Genomic DNA, 16,710 nt, shown 5'->3' on the forward strand with positions numbered 1-16,710 from the left:
TTAGGCTTCTTCCGGCATCTTCTGGATGCTTAGATTTTTATATACTATCTGGTAGAACTGCTGGACATCATAAGGCTTAATAATAATTCCAGTCATCCCGGCGGAATGGATCTCTTCCCTGATCTCTTCTACTTCCACCGCGGTAAGCGCAAGAATTGGAATTTCTATGTTGAATTTCCTGATCTCTTGCGAAGCTTCAAGTCCTGTCATCCCCGGCATATTGACATCCATAAGAACAAGATCAAAATTACCTTTTTTAACCAGCTCAATTGCCTCGAACCCGTTTCCAGCAACCTCACAGATAAAATCCTTCTTCTCCAGTATTCTGCGGGTTACCACCTGATTGATGCGGTTATCATCTACGATAAGAATGCTCTTTTGATCTGAATTTTCATTCAGTACTGAGTTTTCTTCTAATTCGATGTTTTCTGTTTTTGCAGTATCAACATCAAATAAGATCGTAAAACTAAAGGCAGAGCCTTCTCCTTCCCTACTCTCCAGCTTTATTTCTGAATTGAACAGCTTTAATAGTCTCTTTACAATTGGAAGCCCTAAACCGGTTCCCTGATAATTATAATTTGAATTGTCTAACTGGGAAAACTCTTCGAAAATAACCTTTTTCTTACTCTCAGGAATTCCGGGGCCATCATCACGAATCTCAAAATATAGCTTGGACTGATCGTTATTGCTTTCAATTTGTTTAACAGTAAAAAAGATATTCCCTCTTTCGGTAAACTTCATGGCATTCCCCACTAAATTCATTAAAATTTGTGATAGCCTTATAGAATCCCCGATTAAAAAACCCGGGATATTTTCATCAAAGTCCAGGTGAAGTTCATTCTTGTTCTGAACACGGGTAAATTCAAAACTATTCAAAATACTATTTATCTGATCGCGAATATTGAAGGAAACGCTTTCAAGAATTACCTCATTAGACTCCATCTTATTCATCTGAAGCACATCATTTATTAGCGCTAAAAGGTAATCTGCAGAAAATTTAAGGGATTTGAGATCAGACTTATGCTTTCCTAAACTTTTTTCTTCCAGCAATAATGAAGTAAGACCTATCACCCCGTAGAGTGGAGTTCTTATTTCATGACTAACGGTACTAAAAAATCGGGTTTTAAGCCTGGAAAGGTTCTCTGCTTCTACTTTAGCTTCTTTATATTGTTTGTTCTTATTTTTTAATTCTAGAATAAGACTCCTTCGATCCCGATTGATCTTGTAAAGAAAAATGAGTATAAAAACTAAAATCAAGGAAGAAATGACCATAACTGCCACCTTCTCCTTAGATTTTTCAATGATATCGTCCTGGTATCTTTGTTCTCTTTCCGCAACATCAAGGTCTTTCCGGTATTTATTAATATTAAACCTTGCGTTAGCTATTTCCATCTGTTTCAGTTTCTCACTTTCAAAAACTTTGGAATTGTATTCATTATATTTTAACTGTGCATTATAAGCAGCTTCAAAATCACCTTTTTCCTCCAGCATTTCTGAATAAGCCTTATACGCTTCTACCGCCGGCAGGATCAAAGAATCTTTTATGGCCAGACTTATAGATTTATTGAAGAAATAACTCGCCGTATCATATTCTTTAGTATGTGTAAAATATTTCCCATGCAACATGTAGATCTGGGAAAATAGATAACTATTTCTGTCAGAATCAAAATCTTCTCTTTGTGAAAGAGAATCAATTAATTGTAGTGATTCATTTAAATAGGGATAGGCTTTTTCATATTTACCATTATCCAGATAGGTCCAGCCGATATTGGTTTTAGGAATAATCAATTCAGCAGGAGCTTTTAATTTGTTTGCAATGTTAATGACCTTATTATAATAATCTATTCCCTTATTAGTAGTCTCAGGAATTTCGGAATATATATTTCCCAAATTATTATAAGAGTCCATCAGTAAAGTATCGTTCTCTACTTTTTGAGCATATTCCAGACCAAGTGAATAATTTTTACGAGCACGGGCACTATCTTTTTGATCATAATATACATGACCTAAACCGTTATATGCCTTGGAAACATAATAGTAATCATTACTCGCTTTTGCTTTATTAAGGAGATAATGAGAGTCATCTATAGCGAGCTCATAATTGTATTTTTCAATATGAGCATTGATCTCACTCATGATATCCTTTAGGGAATCATTTTTTGAAGAATGAGGTGTCTGCGCAAAACTAACGCTCCAGCATAGAAAAAATACCAGAAAAAAGACTGAAATGTTTTTTAGCAAAAGTAACAGTTAGGTTATTTAAAAAGATTTCGGGCGTTGAAATTACTCTATTTAAAGTACTTACGCAACATTTATTTTTTACAGTATAATTATACTCTTATGAATTTCCAGAAATCATCAATTAGTTTATCTTGAAAAAAATTGTTCAAACATATGACCTATCCGTGGCACCTCTATCTAATGGCTGCAATGTATATTATTGCAGGTATTTTTCATTTTATAAGACCTAAAATGTATATGCGTATAATGCCTAGATACCTTCCCTCACATAAATTATTAGTCTATCTGAGTGGAATGGCAGAAATTAGCCTGGGTGTTGGCCTATGCTTCCCTGAAACCAAGGATCTAGCGATATATGGCATCATCCTTATGCTTTTAGTTTTCTTATTAGTCCATTTTTATATGTTATCGTCCAAAAAAGCGGGAGCGGGTATTCCCCAATGGATTTTAATCGTAAGACTTCCCCTACAGTTTTTATTGATCTGGTGGGCCTGGTTTTATTTACAATTTTAAGAAATGAGAGAAATAATTAATCTTCAGGATGCCGAATTAGAGTATTTCCCGAACTTTTTGAATGAACAGGAGGCAGATGCGACCTATGAATTTTTAATGGAATGGTCTACCTGGAAACAGGATAAAATAAAATTATTTGGTAAAGACATCCTCCAACCCAGGCTAACTACCCTGTTTGGAGAAAAAGGAAAAACATATAAATATTCGGGGCTGGAAATGTCTCCCATCTCCTTTCCCGATGAGTTAAATGAACTAAAAATTAAAGTTGAAAAGAAAATTTCTGGTATAAAGTTTAATGTTTGTCTGGCAAATTTATACCGGGACGGAAATGACAGCATGGGGTGGCATGCCGATGATGAAAAAGAATTAGGGGTAAAACCTGTTATCGCTTCAGTAAGTCTCGGTGCGGAAAGGATCTTTCATTTAAAACATAAAAAAGATCCTACTGTTAGACATAAAATAAGGCTGCAGCATGGCAGCCTTTTGATTATGAAGGGAAAAACTCAGGAATTCTGGAAACATCAACTTCCAAAAACAAAAAAAATAGTTTCGCCCAGGATTAATTTAACTTTCCGGAAAATTTACTAGGAATAAATATCATTTAAAATTTTGGCGAGGCGTACTCCTCCTTTTTGAAGTTGGTTCAAAACAGTGGGCATGTGTTCATACATATAAGAGTAACCCAGTTTTTCGCCATTATCCACTTCTGCGTAAAGATCTTCAGCCATTGCTCTGGATTCATATACCCAATCTAATAACTTTCCTTTTTCTATAGATTTTATTTGAGCCCTGGAAAGATCTCCAGTATTCAAAGCCAATTCTGTATAACTCATTTGATAAAAATTGATCATTTCACTATCCCATACCCTATGGATATTAGAGCCATCATTGAACCATCTTACCTGAATATCATTTCCTCCTTTATCTTCTGCATGTCCCGTATGAAATGGCTGATGTAAATCCCCAACAAAATGAACCAGCATTTTTAAGTGAAATTGCTTTTGCTCTTTTGAGGCATTTTTATCTTTTAAGACCTCAACACATTTTCTGATTGCCTGTACAAGGTCTCCTCCTTCATTAGCTTCTTCAATTTTATACTCAGCTGTTTCAGGATCTATATTCACATAATGCCAGGGACCAAATTCTCTGTATTCTGGATCGCTTTTAATATCATCGGCATAATTTGCTACAAATGCCAAACCCTGTCCGCTTAAAAGATCATCAATTGCTTTTTTAGCTTTCTTATTTAGATAACTTTCTGCTATTTCTGCGGTCGCGCGGTGTCCCGTTTTTCCCCAATCAGCATCATTAGCAAAACTTGTATTTGCAATAAACAGACTGAACAAAACCAATAAAAACTTTCTCATTTTTTTCAATATTTCCAGCAAATATAAACAAGCTGAAAAAAATAACAGTCAGTAACACTAAAGATTAAAATTTAATATTATATATTTATGATATCAATTTAATATCAAATACTATTTCAATCATGACTCAGGAAAAATCAATTAAAGCTTTTAACGGTTACTTAATGCTGTTTCTATTTCTATTATTTCTAATTGGGAGTATTGTTGGGTTTTTAACCACAGGAAGTCCTATCTGGGCTATCACTCTTTTTATTGCCCTATTGATTTTACCGGGGCTTATCCTGGTTAATCCAAATGAATCCAGGGTGCTTTTGCTTTTCGGAGATTATAAAGGAACAGTAAAACAGAATGGTTTATTCTGGGTAAACCCGTTCTATACCAAAAAGAAAATCTCTTTAAGAGCTAGGAATTTTGACAGTGAACGTTTGAAGGTAAACGACAAACTGGGTAATCCTGTCATGATAAGTACGATTCTTGTTTGGCGGGTTATGGATACCTTTAAAGCCTCTTTTGATGTTGATAACTTTGAAAATTTTGTGGTGGTACAAACTGATGCCGCAGTAAGAAAACTCGCCAGTTTATATCCCTATGACAATTTTGCTGATGAAGGTCTTGATGAAGATATTACTTTGCGCTCTAGTATGAATGAGGTTAGTGAGGCCCTCGAAAAAGAACTGGAAGAAAGACTAAATATTGCTGGAATAGAAGTTCTTGAAGCAAGAATTGGTTATCTGGCCTATGCAAATGAAATCGCAAGTGCGATGCTTAAGAGACAGCAGGCCACGGCCATTGTCGCGGCGAGACACAAAATTGTGGAAGGCGCGGTAAGTATGGTAGAAATGGCCCTGGATGAACTCAGTAGAAAAAAGGTCGTAGAACTTGATGGCGAAAGCAGGGCTGCGATGGTGAGCAATCTTATGGTAGTATTATGTGGTGACAGGGACGCAACTCCGGTGGTAAATGCAGGTACCTTAAACCATTAATAAATGAGGGTTTTTAAAGAAGAACAGGCATTCAGGCAGTGGTGGATTCTGCTAATTCTGGGAATTACATTAATTGGAACTTCCTTCCCTCTTTTCAGAAGTTATGAAAATTCTGATCTAAGCATTTCAGGATTTATTGGCTTCGGGTTAGTGCTTCTAGTATTGATACTTTTCTTAACCCTAAGACTTCATACAAAAATCGATTCCAATGGGATAAAAACAAGCTTTGAACCCTTAACTTTTTTCAGAAAAGAATATAAATGGAATGAAATTAGCAAATGCTATGTGAGAAAATATGCTCCCATAAGAGAATATGGTGGTTGGGGAATACGTGGTTCTGGAAAATCTAAAGCTTATAACGTTTCAGGAAACATGGGAATTCAGATTATCACAAAAGATCAAAAAAAGTTCCTTATCGGGACCAATAAACCTGAAGAAGCCAAACGTGTATTGGAACGCTATCAGGACAAACTATAAACTATGAAAAAATATATTTTTACAGGTTTTCTCCTAATTATTCTTCAAATGGGATATGCCCAGGGAGAAAATTATATTGAAGAAGAATTAAAGGTCCATGAGCTTACTGAGGGTACGCTTACTAAACCTTCTGATGAGAAATCGGAGAGTCTTGTTATTTTCATTCAGGGTTCCGGTCCTACAGATCGTAATGGCAATCAATCCATGGCAAAGAATGATGGTATTAAGAAAATGGCTCATCAACTTGCTGAAAATGGGATTACATCCTACCGCTTTGATAAACGCATATTTAAAATGCAAAAATTAAAGATCAAGGAAGAAGATCTCCGTTTTGATGATTTCGTTACGGACGTGAAAAATGTTCTAAACTTTTTCAAGGAGCAAGATAATTATGAGAATCTAATCATAGCAGGACATAGCGAAGGTTCATTAGTGGGCATTCTTGCTTCTGAAGATCTCGCAGATGCGTTCATTTCTTTAGCCGGAGCTGGAGAACCTATAGACAATATCATAGTTGAGCAGGTGACCAAAATGGCACCGCAATTAGGCGAAAATGCCCGAATTGCTTTTGATGAAATTAAAGAAAACGGAAGCACTACTAATTACAATCCTATGCTCGAGTCCCTTTTTAGGGCAAGTGTACAGCCATATATGTCCAGTTGGATGCAATATGATCCTGCTGCAGAAATCGCTAAGCTGGATATACCAGTATTGATAGTAAATGGAACTTTTGATATTCAGACCGAACCCGAACAAGCAGAATTGTTGCATAATGCCAATGAAAATTCTAAACTGGTTCTTCTTGAAAACATGAACCATATTTTTAGAAAAGTAGATAGCAAAGACAGGTTAGTTAATACAAAATCATATAATGAACCAAACAGGCCTTTACATCCTGAATTGATACCGGTAATTACCGAATTTATCAAAGAACTTGAGTAAATTATGGGCAAAAAGAAAGCATTCGCCTTAAGAGTTGATGAAGATATGCTTAAAGCTATCGAAAAATGGGCTTCTGATGAATTCAGAAGTACTAATGGACAGATTGAGTGGATGCTTAACAAGGCCCTGAAAGACGCTAAAAGACATCCTAAAACTAAAAAGCAAGAATAATAATGTTTAAGATTATTTTCTCAGATATAGACGGCACCTTATTGAATGCCGAAAGAGAACTCTCAGCATATACCATTGAAACTATAAGAAAACTCTCAAAAGCAGAGATCCCCTTTATACTAATTTCGTCCAGGATGCCTGCCGCTATGAGACATCTACAAATGAAAATGGATATTGAGCATCTCCCACTTATAAGTTATAATGGGGGGTTAATTCTAATAGATGGTAAATCGGTGAGTTCTACCGAGATCCCTATCCAAATTCTTACGGAACTACATGACTTCAATAATAACCATGATGTTCACCTTAGTCTTTTTCATAATGATGAATGGTATGTACCAAGAGACGATTTCTGGACGCAAAGGGAGATCAATAATACTAAAGTTCAACCTGCCTTTCAAAGCAATCTGGATGTATTAGAGAAATGGCAGAAAGAAAATAAGGGAGCTCACAAAATTATGGCTATGGGCGAAGAAGAAAAAATAGATGCTATCAAAGAATTTTTACTTCAAAATTTCCCTGATGAACTTCACCTCTACCGTTCTAAACCTACCTACCTGGAAATTGCTCCGAAAGCAATTTCAAAATTAACTGCAGTCCAGTACTTACTTGACAATCACTTTAAATTACCATTATCACAAAGCATGGCGTTTGGTGATAATTATAATGATGTGGAAATGATAAGGGGTGTTGGTATGGGTATCGCAGTTGGAAATGCCAAGCCTGAAGTTTTGGAAATAGCGCATATGGTTACGACCCCTGGAAAAGAAGATGGAGTGGCTAAAAGTATCAGTGAATTACTTAAAATATAAGTTGAAATTCTCTTATAGCCGGCTACAATAAAAATTGTATTTTGCCGGCCAACCTATTCAAAATTATATGGAAACTACTACCGTGTTCACTAATGACGCTATCGTTTTTGGTTTACTAATGCTTGCTCTGGGATTTGTTTTTTACACTTCCTCAAAAAAAGAAGGATTCTGGAGTAAATTCTATAAAATAGTTCCGGCTTTATTAATGTGTTACCTCATTCCGGCTATCTTTAATTCCCTGGGCTGGATAGACGACAGCACTTCAGAATTATATTTTGTGGCCAGTAGATACTTATTACCAGCTGCTCTGGTTCTTATGACTTTGAGTATTGATCTAAAAGCCATTTTCAATCTTGGACCAAAAGCACTTATAATGTTCTTTGCGGGAACCATAGGAATCATAATTGGAGGACCGCTAGCCATACTTATTATGTCGGTGATTTCTCCTGAGACCCTCGGCGGGGTTGGTCCAGATGCGATTTGGCGTGGTTTATCCACAATCGCCGGGAGCTGGATCGGTGGTGGAGCGAATCAGGCGGCCATGCTGGAAATCTACGAATATAATCCTGATCTTTACGGCGGAATGGTGCTCGTAGATATTGTCGTTGCGAACCTGCTAATGGCCGGATTACTTATGGGAATTGGCAAAAGCGATCAACTGGACAAATGGCTTAAAGCCGATAATTCAGCTATTACAGAACTCAAGCAGAAAGTATCTAATTACGCAGAAAGTGTTACCAGAAATCCCCAATTACCAGATTATATGATCATGCTGGCACTCGCTTTTAGTGCCGTAGGATTTGCACATTGGGGAGCCGATAATATTTCGGCCTGGCTGCTGAATAGTTTCGAAGTTTTTAGTGATACCAAGAGTGCCCTATCATCTTTTTCTTCAGAATTCTTCTGGATGATCACTATTGCTACGGCGATTGGTATCCTGCTTTCATTTACAAAGTTTAAAACTTATGAAGGAGTCGGCGCCAGTAAACTTGGAAGCATTTTCATATATATACTGGTAGCCACCATAGGTATGAAAATGGACTTAACTACTATCTTCGACAATCCCGGACTTATCGGAATTGGTTTAATATGGATGCTTATCCACATTATTTTACTGTTCGCCACTGCAAAGATCATAAAAGCACCATACTTCTTTCTTGCCGTAGGTAGCCAGGCGAATGTAGGTGGTGCAGCTTCGGCTCCGGTTGTAGCGGCAGCATTCCATCCTTCCCTTGCAACGGTTGGAGTACTTCTTGCAGTCTTTGGATATGTGGTAGGAACCTATGGCGCAATCCTGTGTACAATTTTAATGCAAATAGCTGCCGGTAGTTAGCATTAAATAGAAAATTATAAGATATTTGCGCTCCTTAAAATCTGAATATAAAAAATGAAAAAATTAGCTCTTCTTTTAGTCATCCTGATCAGTATCACATCCTGTTCTGAAAAAGAAAGCAATCTTATTGTTAGCGGTGAAGTTAAAGGTCTCAAAAAGGGAACTTTATATCTACAAAAAATAGATGATACCGTATTGGTAAATATAGACTCGGTAGTAGTAGATGGAGATCCCATGTTTTCCATGGAAACCTATATTGAGAGTCCTCAAATGATGTACCTGTACCTGGAAAAAGTAGATAATAATCAGTATGATGACCGTATAGATTTTTTCGCCGACGAAGGCCAGGTAACTATCACTACCAAACTTGAAAAATTTGAAACCAGTGCCGAGGTTATAGGTTCAGTGAATCAGGAGAAATTAATGGAATATCGTAAGATGATCAACAGGTTCAATGATCAAAATCTAGACCTTATCAAAGCCAGTTTTGAAGCTGAAAAAGCCCAGGACGAAGAAAAATTAATGGAGATAGATAAGAAGTATGACGGATTATTAAAACGAAAGTACCTGTACACCGTAAATTTTGCGATCAATAATAAAGAACATGAAATCGCACCTTATTTGGCACTTTCAGAGGTTTTTGATGCGAATATCAAATACCTGGATACCATTTATAATTCCTTAGCACCTAAGGTCAAAAAATCAAAATACGGGAAAGATCTTAAAGACTTTTTGAAAGAACGACGTAAGGAAGAAAAACTCGAAGAAAAAGTAGAAGCACAATCTGTTGAAGATAATTCATAAATTCAATTCTGATGATATTTAAAGGGAAGCCAATTGGCTTCCCTTTTTTGTTTATAACAACTTCTTAATATTTTATTGGGTTAAATTAATTTCTGGATTACTTACATTGAAGCAAATCCAGAAATAATGAAATATACCAATCGTGAATATGATCTTATTTGTGTTGGCGGGGGAATTATGAGTGCGACGCTTGCTCTGATCCTCAAACTGTCTGATCCCAGTATAAAAATATTAATTCTTGAACGGCTTGATAAGGTCTCGGAAGAAAGTACAAAGGCCTGGAATAATGCAGGCACCGGTCATTCTGCCTTCTGTGAATTAAATTATACCCCACAGGATAAGGACGGAAATGTTGATATTTCAAAAGCTATAGATATATTCCAGCAATTTGAAAGGTCAAAGCAATTCTGGTCTTATTTAGTTAGTCAAAAACTAATAAAAGATTCCCAAAGCTTTATACACTCTATCCCCCATCATGCGTGGGTTCGAGGAGAGAAAGATGTTGACTTTCTCAAAAAGAGGTTTGATGCTATGAGCTCTCAGTTCATGTTCGAGAAAATGAAATTCTCAGAGGAGCATTCTAAATTAAAGGAATGGTTTCCTTTGATCATGGAAAACAGAGATCCAGATGAAGTGATGGCCGCTACCAGAATGGAACTGGGAACAGGTGTAAATTTCGGGTCGCTTACCAGGCAATATTTTGAGATCCTTGAAGAGCAATTTGATGTTCCGGTATTAAGAAATAAAGAGGTTAAAGATATAGATCCAGACGGACCTGAGGAATGGACCGCTGAAGTTGAAGATCTTAAAACCGGCGAAAAGTCTTATTATGATGCAGAACATATATTTATTGGTGCCGGTGGAGGTGCATTACCCTTACTTCAGAAAGTAGAAATAGAAGAAAAGGATGGCTACGGAGGATTTCCCGTAAGTGGCCAATGGTTATTCTGTAAAAACAGGGATATCATTGAGCAACACCACGCGAAAGTGTATAGCAAGGCTGGGGTAGATGCTCCGCCCATGTCTGTCCCTCATCTTGACGCCAGGTATATAAATGGGAAAAAAGAATTGCTTTTCGGGCCTTTTGCCGGTTTCAGCACCAAATTTTTAAAAGAAGGTTCTGTGCTGGACCTTCCAAAATCTATAAAATTTGATAATTTACCCTCCATGTGGGGAGTTTTCTGGCATAATCTTCCTTTAACCAGTTATCTAATTAAGGAAGTAAGCATGGATCACCATGACAGGATCAACGATCTGAGAGTTTTTATTAAAGATGCCAAACCTGAGGACTGGGAATTGAAAGTTGCCGGCCAGCGGGTACAGATCATAAAAAGAGATGAAAATGAAGGAGGAGTGCTTGATTTCGGAACCGATGTGGTGCATAGCAAAGATGGAAAAATAACGGCTTTACTGGGAGCTTCTCCCGGCGCTTCCACCGCTGTTCACATCATGCTTGAAGTCTTGAAAATCGCTTTTCCTGAAAAGTTGGAGTCTAAGGAAATTAAGGCTAAACTGGAAAATATGATCCCTTTCTGGAATAAGGATGTACGAGAAGACGAGAAGCTTTTTAAACAGGTTCAGAAAAACAATTCAAAAAATTTGAAGTTGCAAGCACTGCATTAACGTAAACTTTGGCTCAAAAAATTTTCAATAAAAAAGCCCCTTCTTTCGAAGAGGCTTTTTAATAAGAGCCGATGGAGGGACTCGAACCCACGACCTGCTGATTACAAATCAGCTGCTCTAGCCAGCTGAGCTACATCGGCAACTTTTATTAAAGCGCGTTCAGCTTTTCAATCAAAGCATTCGCTTTTTTCTCAAGATCTACCTGAACTTCCTTAAAATGTTTCTGTTTATTTTCAACATCACGATTATTAATCTTAGTGATTAATTCATCGTAATCTTTGATAGCCTCATCCACGATCGCCTCAGATTTCGCCGGGTCTTCTTTTGGATTAGCCATTTGATGAATGTAGGCAGCATCAATGATGTCTCCCATTACATAATTCACATCTTTTTTAAGTAATCTTTTACTCGCCATTATCAATAAATTTCGGCTGCGAATTTAAACTATTTTTCGAAATGAATACAGATTTGAAGAAAAATTAATTTCTATTTTTTTTCAATACCGTCAAAGCTTCAGGCATATGTCTGCCTGCATTCATACTATTGAACTTATGCAACAATTCTCCCTGTTTATTGAAAACGAATGTTTCTCTTCCCGGTAATAAGCCAAGTAAATTAGGTTTTACTCCAAATGCCTCCCTGGCTTTCTTGTTGGGATCTGAAAGAAAAATATAAGGCAGATTATACCTATCGATGAATTTAGAGTGCGATTTTGAAGAATCGGCACTAATCCCTATCACTTCAGCCCCCAGTTCTTTAAAATCTTCATAGCTGTCTCTAAAACTGCAAGCTTCTTTGGTACAACCGGGCGTAAAATCTTTTGGATAGAAATAAACAACGAAAGCTTTCTCGCCTACTAAATCTCTAAAACTGAAATGTTCACCATGCTGATCCTTTAATTCCAGATCGGGCACTTTTTCACCAATTTTCATATTAGTTTCCTTTATAACTTACAAAATTCCTTGGTGTCTCATATAAAGTAACTTCTAGGTCATGGCTCTCCTGAATTTTATTTCGAAGTTTATTCCAGATAACCACGGCTATATTTTCAGCAGTAGGAATGAGGTCTTTAAATTCAGGAACTTCCACATTGAGATTTTTATGATCAAAAGCCTCCTCCACTTCCAGATAGATAAGCTCTTTTAAAACCTTTAGATCCATAACAAAACCGGTTTCAGGATTCGGCTCACCCGTTACCGAAACTATAAGTTCGTAGTTGTGCCCGTGATAATGCGGATTACTACATTTTCCAAAAACCTCAAAATTGCGATCATCATCCCAATCTTTTCTGAAGAGGCGATGTGCCGCATTAAAATGAGCCTTTCTGTGTACCGTTATTCTCATTGCTGAATGTGTGAATAATATTTCTCAAAAATGATCTTAAACCATTCTGTATAAATATGAGGATTTTTCTCCATATCTACCTGAAGATGTTCCAAAGAAACCCATTTCCAGGAAGCAACCTCATCAGGATTAAGATTCGGTTTTCCTTCAAAATTCCCCACCAGAATATGATCAAATTCATGCTCGGTAAGCCCGTTGTCAAAAGGTGCCTTATATATAAATGAAATCGTATCCTTAAGCTCTGTAGAAAAACCCATTTCCTCCTGAAGCCTGCGTTTTCCAGCTTCAATATTAGATTCACCTTCTCGTTGGTGGCTGCAGCAGGTATTGGTCCACAAGCCGGGAGAATGATATTTTGAAAGCGCTCTTTGCTGAATCATCAGCTCATTTTTATCGTTGAAAACAAAAACAGAAAATGCTCTGTGAAGCAAAGCTTTTTCATGGGCTTCAATTTTCTCCATGAGCCCGATCTGTTGATCTTTTTCGTTGACTAAAATTACTTTTTCTTCTGCCATTTTTTTATTTGAAGCTCAAATGTACAAAATCGGATATTTTTATCACAAGGAAGCTGATTAAGCAATTCCTAAAGTTTTAGATTTCCATTATAGATCTCACAGTTTATAGATAATATAAATTCAGATCTTCGGTTTTTTTCATGAGCTGCTTCAGAACAGCGTACTCCATTTCTGCAATTATTGACCAATTCTGTCTCCCCATAGCCTCTTCCTGAAATACGCGCTTCATCAACCCCCATATTAACCAGATAATCCTTAGTCACATTTACCCTGTTTTGAGATAACTTGATATTATACTTATCATCGGCTCGGCTGTCTGTATACGACCTTATATCAATAAGAAGTTCAGGATATTCTATCATGTATGCCGCGATCTCATCCAGTTGACGGGCAGCTTCCTGCTTAATTTCAGCTTTATCAAGATCAAAAATAATAGGATCTAAATTCAACATTTTCACAAGATCGTCTCCTACTCTTGCCGCAAATATCTTATCCCCTTCCAAATTCTGAAATTGAATGATATTCTCTTTTCTTTTTACTTCCGTAGCATAAAAACTCCAGTTAAAAAAGGCACGAATGGCGGCTATATTCTCAGGAGCATTTCCTGAAAAATCATGAGATACCTGGTACATTACCAATCCATTACGGGGATGGTCGAATCCATTTCCGTAAATAAGAACACATCCCGGCCCATTGGAAAGGGACGGTATATCGGGTGCCGAAGCGTCAATGATAATCTGCCTGATTCCGCGGCGCCAGACATTGGCTTTTTTTGGATACAAAATACGCTCAGAACCATTAATTAATGCCTTATCACTTCTACCAAGATACTGCGCTATAGGATCTGAAGGGAATTGATGTTCGTAAGGCGGAGTGGCATAACGATGCTCGTAATAAGGAATGAGCCCCGTGGTCCTGGCTCCTGCACTACCTTCAGATAAAAAATTTAACTGAATGAGTTCCGGCTTGGTTTCTTTGTTAACATAACCGTGAAGATTTTCCAGTTCACTTCCGGCATGGCAGCCCGCCCAGATCGCTCCCTTGAATTTCCTGTTCCAGAAATAGAGATTTTTATGAGTTTCAAATTTCGGTTCGGCGTGAGGCATTACGAATAGATCATCGCAAATATCCAACTCGTCCGGCAGTTTCCAATTTTTTGAACTATAACCCCCGTGTGCTGAACCTGGAATTCCTGCTGCTTTGAAATACGCCAGGGCAATACTACCATTTTGTTTATCCAGTGTCCATTTTGGAGCGACAGATAGATCTGAAAAGACTGGTAAACGAAGGTCTTCCTCAAGGTAAGAACCCACTACTCCTCTATCTTCCCAGTTTTGAATCGTATTTTTTAGTTCCTCAGTTATATAAGAAACCGGGATAATAAAAGACCCCGACCTAAAAACTTCTTCGCCCACACTAAAATCAATTCCATCCTTATTCTTTTCAGGATTAATCACCCATTTAATTTCGATCGGGTATTTTGTAAGTAATTCATATATAAACCCATAAGGCTTTAGGGCGTTGGCATTGGTTTGTGGAGTAATGCCCATGTTTACAGCATAGGAACCCTTGCCAATAACCTCGGAAGAATTTTGAGAATAAAGATGGCTGCCGAGAATTAGATTCACAGCTAAAATAAAAACGAACAGTTTTAGGCTTTGTAGGGTAAAAACCATGTTTTCTCACAGAATTAACTCAAATATCCATTAAAATGACCACGCACCCTATAAAGTTACTGTTTAATGGTTTAAATGATATGTTTTGACGTTAAAAAGGCTGGTTCTTAAAAAAGGAAATTCATGAAAATAATAGTATTTTTGCCGCTCCAATATCAGCAGGTATGAAGCATTATCAGAAAGAGATAAATAAAAGAAGAACATTTGGTATCATTTCCCACCCCGATGCCGGTAAAACCACGCTTACTGAAAAGTTATTGCTTTTTGGAGGTGCGATCCAGGAAGCGGGAGCGGTGAAATCTAACAAGATAAAAAAAGGTGCTACCAGTGACTTTATGGAAATTGAACGCCAGAGAGGAATCTCTGTTGCTACTTCTGTACTTGCTTTTGAATACCGTGATATTAAGATCAATATCCTGGATACTCCCGGCCACAAGGATTTTGCGGAAGATACCTTCAGGACTCTTACGGCGGTAGACAGCGTGATCGTGGTAATTGATGTTGCCAAGGGTGTGGAGGAACAAACTGAGAAATTAGTTGAAGTTTGTAGAATGCGTAACATCCCCATGATCGTTTTCATAAACAAACTTGACCGTGAAGGGAAGGATGCCTTTGAACTGCTTGATGAAATTGAACAAAAACTGAATTTGACCGTTACTCCTTTGAGTTTCCCTATTGGGATGGGGTATGACTTTAAAGGAATTTATAATATCTGGGAAAAGAATGTAAACCTTTTCACCGGTGACCCCAGGAAAGATATTGAAGAGACGGTTGAAATTAGCGATTTGAAATCTGAAGAACTTGACGGATTAATTGGAGATAAAGCCGCAGATACCCTTCGAGAGGAACTGGAACTCGCCCAGGGAGTCTATCCTGAATTTGACCGGAATGCTTACCTGGAAGGAAGGTTACAACCGGTATTCTTTGGTTCAGCTTTAAACAATTTTGGAGTAAGAGAATTATTAGATTGTTTTATTAAGATCGCTCCACCACCACGACCAAAAGAAAGTGATACCAGGTTGGTAAAACCAGACGAAAAAGATTTCACTGGTTTTGTATTTAAGATCCACGCGAACATGGATCCCAAACACCGCGACCGTTTGGCCTTTATCAAGATCGTATCGGGTAAATTTGAAAGGAACAAGAACTACCTTCATGTACGAAATAACAAGAACATGAAGTTCTCTTCTCCCAACGCCTTCTTTGCCGAAAAGAAAGAAATTGTGGACGTTTCTTATCCCGGGGATATTGTAGGCCTTCACGATACTGGAAACTTTAAGATTGGAGATACATTAACCGAAGGTGAAAACCTTATGTATAGAGGAATCCCGAGTTTCTCTCCGGAACACTTTAGATATATTAATAACGCCGATCCTATGAAATCCAAGCAATTGGAAAAAGGAATCGACCAGTTGATGGATGAAGGGGTGGCCCAGTTATTCACCCTGGAATTGAACGGAAGAAAGATCATCGGAACCGTGGGGGCACTTCAATTCGAGGTTATTCAATATAGATTAGAGCATGAATATGGTGCTAAATGTACCTATGAGAATCTGAATGTACATAAAGCGACCTGGATCGAAGCTGAAGATGAAAAGAGCGAGGAATTCAAGGATTTCAAGCGTGTAAAATCTAAATATCTGGCCAAAGATAAATCTGGCCAACTGGTTTTTCTTGCAGATTCACAGTTCTCATTGCAAATGACCCAACAAAAATATCGAACGATCAAATTCCATTTTACTTCTGAGTTTTAAAAACAGGATTTTAACCTCGTCACCATTAACTCGTTTCAGGATCTTTTTGAGTTGCTGAAATCGTAGATTCAACGAAGTTAAACAAGTTCAGCATGACCAAATAATCGTTCGAGGTTTGAAAAGACCATTTCCAAAAAGATAAATACACCCACAAA

General features: G+C 37.5%; 18 protein-coding genes and 1 tRNA gene. 11 read left to right on the forward strand and 8 right to left on the reverse strand.

The window, feature by feature from the left end; translation table 11 throughout:
* The gene (locus tag LGQ90_RS06480; protein WP_229339369.1) at positions 1 to 2,241 is read right to left on the reverse strand and encodes a tetratricopeptide repeat-containing hybrid sensor histidine kinase/response regulator; all 2,241 of its coding nucleotides are present in this window, start codon (positions 2,239 to 2,241) and stop codon (positions 1 to 3) included.
* A 153-nt stretch (positions 2,242 to 2,394) separates the two neighbouring features.
* Here LGQ90_RS06480 and LGQ90_RS06485 point away from each other — a divergent pair, with 153 nt between their 5' ends.
* Positions 2,395 to 2,754, forward strand: coding sequence for a DoxX family protein (locus LGQ90_RS06485; RefSeq protein ID WP_229339371.1), 360 nt, complete (start codon positions 2,395 to 2,397; stop codon positions 2,752 to 2,754).
* A 3-nt stretch (positions 2,755 to 2,757) separates the two neighbouring features.
* Entirely contained in the window at positions 2,758 to 3,342 is a 585-nt protein-coding gene (locus LGQ90_RS06490) for an alpha-ketoglutarate-dependent dioxygenase AlkB family protein (RefSeq protein ID WP_229339373.1), read from the forward strand.
* Here the strand turns inward: LGQ90_RS06490 and LGQ90_RS06495 are convergent.
* Complete coding sequence (locus LGQ90_RS06495; RefSeq protein ID WP_229339375.1) at positions 3,339 to 4,121, reverse strand: S1/P1 nuclease; 783 nt, start codon at positions 4,119 to 4,121, stop codon at positions 3,339 to 3,341. The genes LGQ90_RS06490 and LGQ90_RS06495 overlap by 4 nt on opposite strands.
* Before the next feature lie 122 nt (positions 4,122 to 4,243).
* Here LGQ90_RS06495 and LGQ90_RS06500 point away from each other — a divergent pair, with 122 nt between their 5' ends.
* From LGQ90_RS06500 to mqo, 8 genes are all read left to right on the forward strand, one after another.
* Positions 4,244 to 5,104 (forward strand): SPFH domain-containing protein, encoded by an 861-nt coding sequence (locus LGQ90_RS06500; RefSeq protein ID WP_229339377.1) that lies wholly within the window; start codon positions 4,244 to 4,246, stop codon positions 5,102 to 5,104.
* A 3-nt stretch (positions 5,105 to 5,107) separates the two neighbouring features.
* Positions 5,108 to 5,581 (forward strand): hypothetical protein, encoded by a 474-nt coding sequence (locus LGQ90_RS06505; RefSeq protein WP_229339379.1) that lies wholly within the window; start codon positions 5,108 to 5,110, stop codon positions 5,579 to 5,581.
* Between the two features lie 3 nt (positions 5,582 to 5,584).
* Positions 5,585 to 6,523 carry an alpha/beta hydrolase family protein gene (locus LGQ90_RS06510; protein ID WP_229339381.1) on the forward strand — a complete coding sequence of 313 codons (939 nt, stop codon included), beginning with the start codon at positions 5,585 to 5,587 and terminating at the stop codon, positions 6,521 to 6,523.
* A 3-nt stretch (positions 6,524 to 6,526) separates the two neighbouring features.
* The gene (locus LGQ90_RS06515) at positions 6,527 to 6,694 is read left to right on the forward strand and encodes a type II toxin-antitoxin system antitoxin (RefSeq protein ID WP_229339383.1); all 168 of its coding nucleotides are present in this window, start codon (positions 6,527 to 6,529) and stop codon (positions 6,692 to 6,694) included.
* Positions 6,695 to 6,696: 2 nt separating this feature from the next.
* Positions 6,697 to 7,506 (forward strand): HAD family hydrolase, encoded by an 810-nt coding sequence (locus LGQ90_RS06520; protein WP_229339385.1) that lies wholly within the window; start codon positions 6,697 to 6,699, stop codon positions 7,504 to 7,506.
* 67 nt (positions 7,507 to 7,573) lie between these two features.
* Positions 7,574 to 8,839, forward strand: a complete 1,266-nt coding sequence (locus LGQ90_RS06525; protein WP_229339387.1) for a DUF819 family protein — start codon at positions 7,574 to 7,576, stop codon at positions 8,837 to 8,839.
* 54 nt (positions 8,840 to 8,893) lie between these two features.
* Entirely contained in the window at positions 8,894 to 9,643 is a 750-nt protein-coding gene (locus LGQ90_RS06530; RefSeq protein ID WP_229339389.1) for a DUF4369 domain-containing protein, read from the forward strand.
* Positions 9,644 to 9,769: 126 nt separating this feature from the next.
* Entirely contained in the window at positions 9,770 to 11,266 is a 1,497-nt protein-coding gene (gene mqo, locus LGQ90_RS06535) for a malate dehydrogenase (quinone) (RefSeq protein WP_229339391.1), read from the forward strand.
* Positions 11,267 to 11,332: 66 nt separating this feature from the next.
* Here the strand turns inward: mqo and LGQ90_RS06540 are convergent.
* The 6 genes from LGQ90_RS06540 to LGQ90_RS06565 form a co-directional block, all read right to left on the reverse strand.
* Positions 11,333 to 11,406, reverse strand: a tRNA-Thr gene (locus LGQ90_RS06540).
* Between the two features lie 8 nt (positions 11,407 to 11,414).
* Complete coding sequence (locus tag LGQ90_RS06545) at positions 11,415 to 11,681, reverse strand: hypothetical protein (RefSeq protein WP_229339393.1); 267 nt, start codon at positions 11,679 to 11,681, stop codon at positions 11,415 to 11,417.
* Between the two features lie 64 nt (positions 11,682 to 11,745).
* Positions 11,746 to 12,198, reverse strand: a complete 453-nt coding sequence (locus LGQ90_RS06550; protein ID WP_229339394.1) for a peroxiredoxin — start codon at positions 12,196 to 12,198, stop codon at positions 11,746 to 11,748.
* 1 nt (position 12,199) lies between these two features.
* Positions 12,200 to 12,610, reverse strand: a complete 411-nt coding sequence (locus LGQ90_RS06555; protein WP_229339396.1) for a 6-pyruvoyl trahydropterin synthase family protein — start codon at positions 12,608 to 12,610, stop codon at positions 12,200 to 12,202.
* Positions 12,607 to 13,125 (reverse strand): isopentenyl-diphosphate Delta-isomerase, encoded by a 519-nt coding sequence (gene idi, locus LGQ90_RS06560; protein WP_229339399.1) that lies wholly within the window; start codon positions 13,123 to 13,125, stop codon positions 12,607 to 12,609. The genes LGQ90_RS06555 and idi overlap by 4 nt, the downstream gene beginning before the upstream one ends.
* Positions 13,126 to 13,193: 68 nt before the next feature.
* A complete protein-coding gene (locus LGQ90_RS06565) occupies positions 13,194 to 14,801 on the reverse strand; it encodes an OmpA family protein (RefSeq protein WP_229339401.1) in 1,608 nt (535 codons plus the stop codon).
* A gap of 164 nt (positions 14,802 to 14,965) precedes the next feature.
* Between LGQ90_RS06565 and LGQ90_RS06570 the strand changes: the two genes are divergently transcribed.
* Entirely contained in the window at positions 14,966 to 16,555 is a 1,590-nt protein-coding gene (locus LGQ90_RS06570) for a peptide chain release factor 3 (RefSeq protein ID WP_229339403.1), read from the forward strand.
* Positions 16,556 to 16,710: the final 155 nt, after the last annotated feature.

The organism is Christiangramia sediminis, assembly GCF_020552705.1.
Taxonomy (GTDB): domain Bacteria; phylum Bacteroidota; class Bacteroidia; order Flavobacteriales; family Flavobacteriaceae; genus Christiangramia; species Christiangramia sediminis.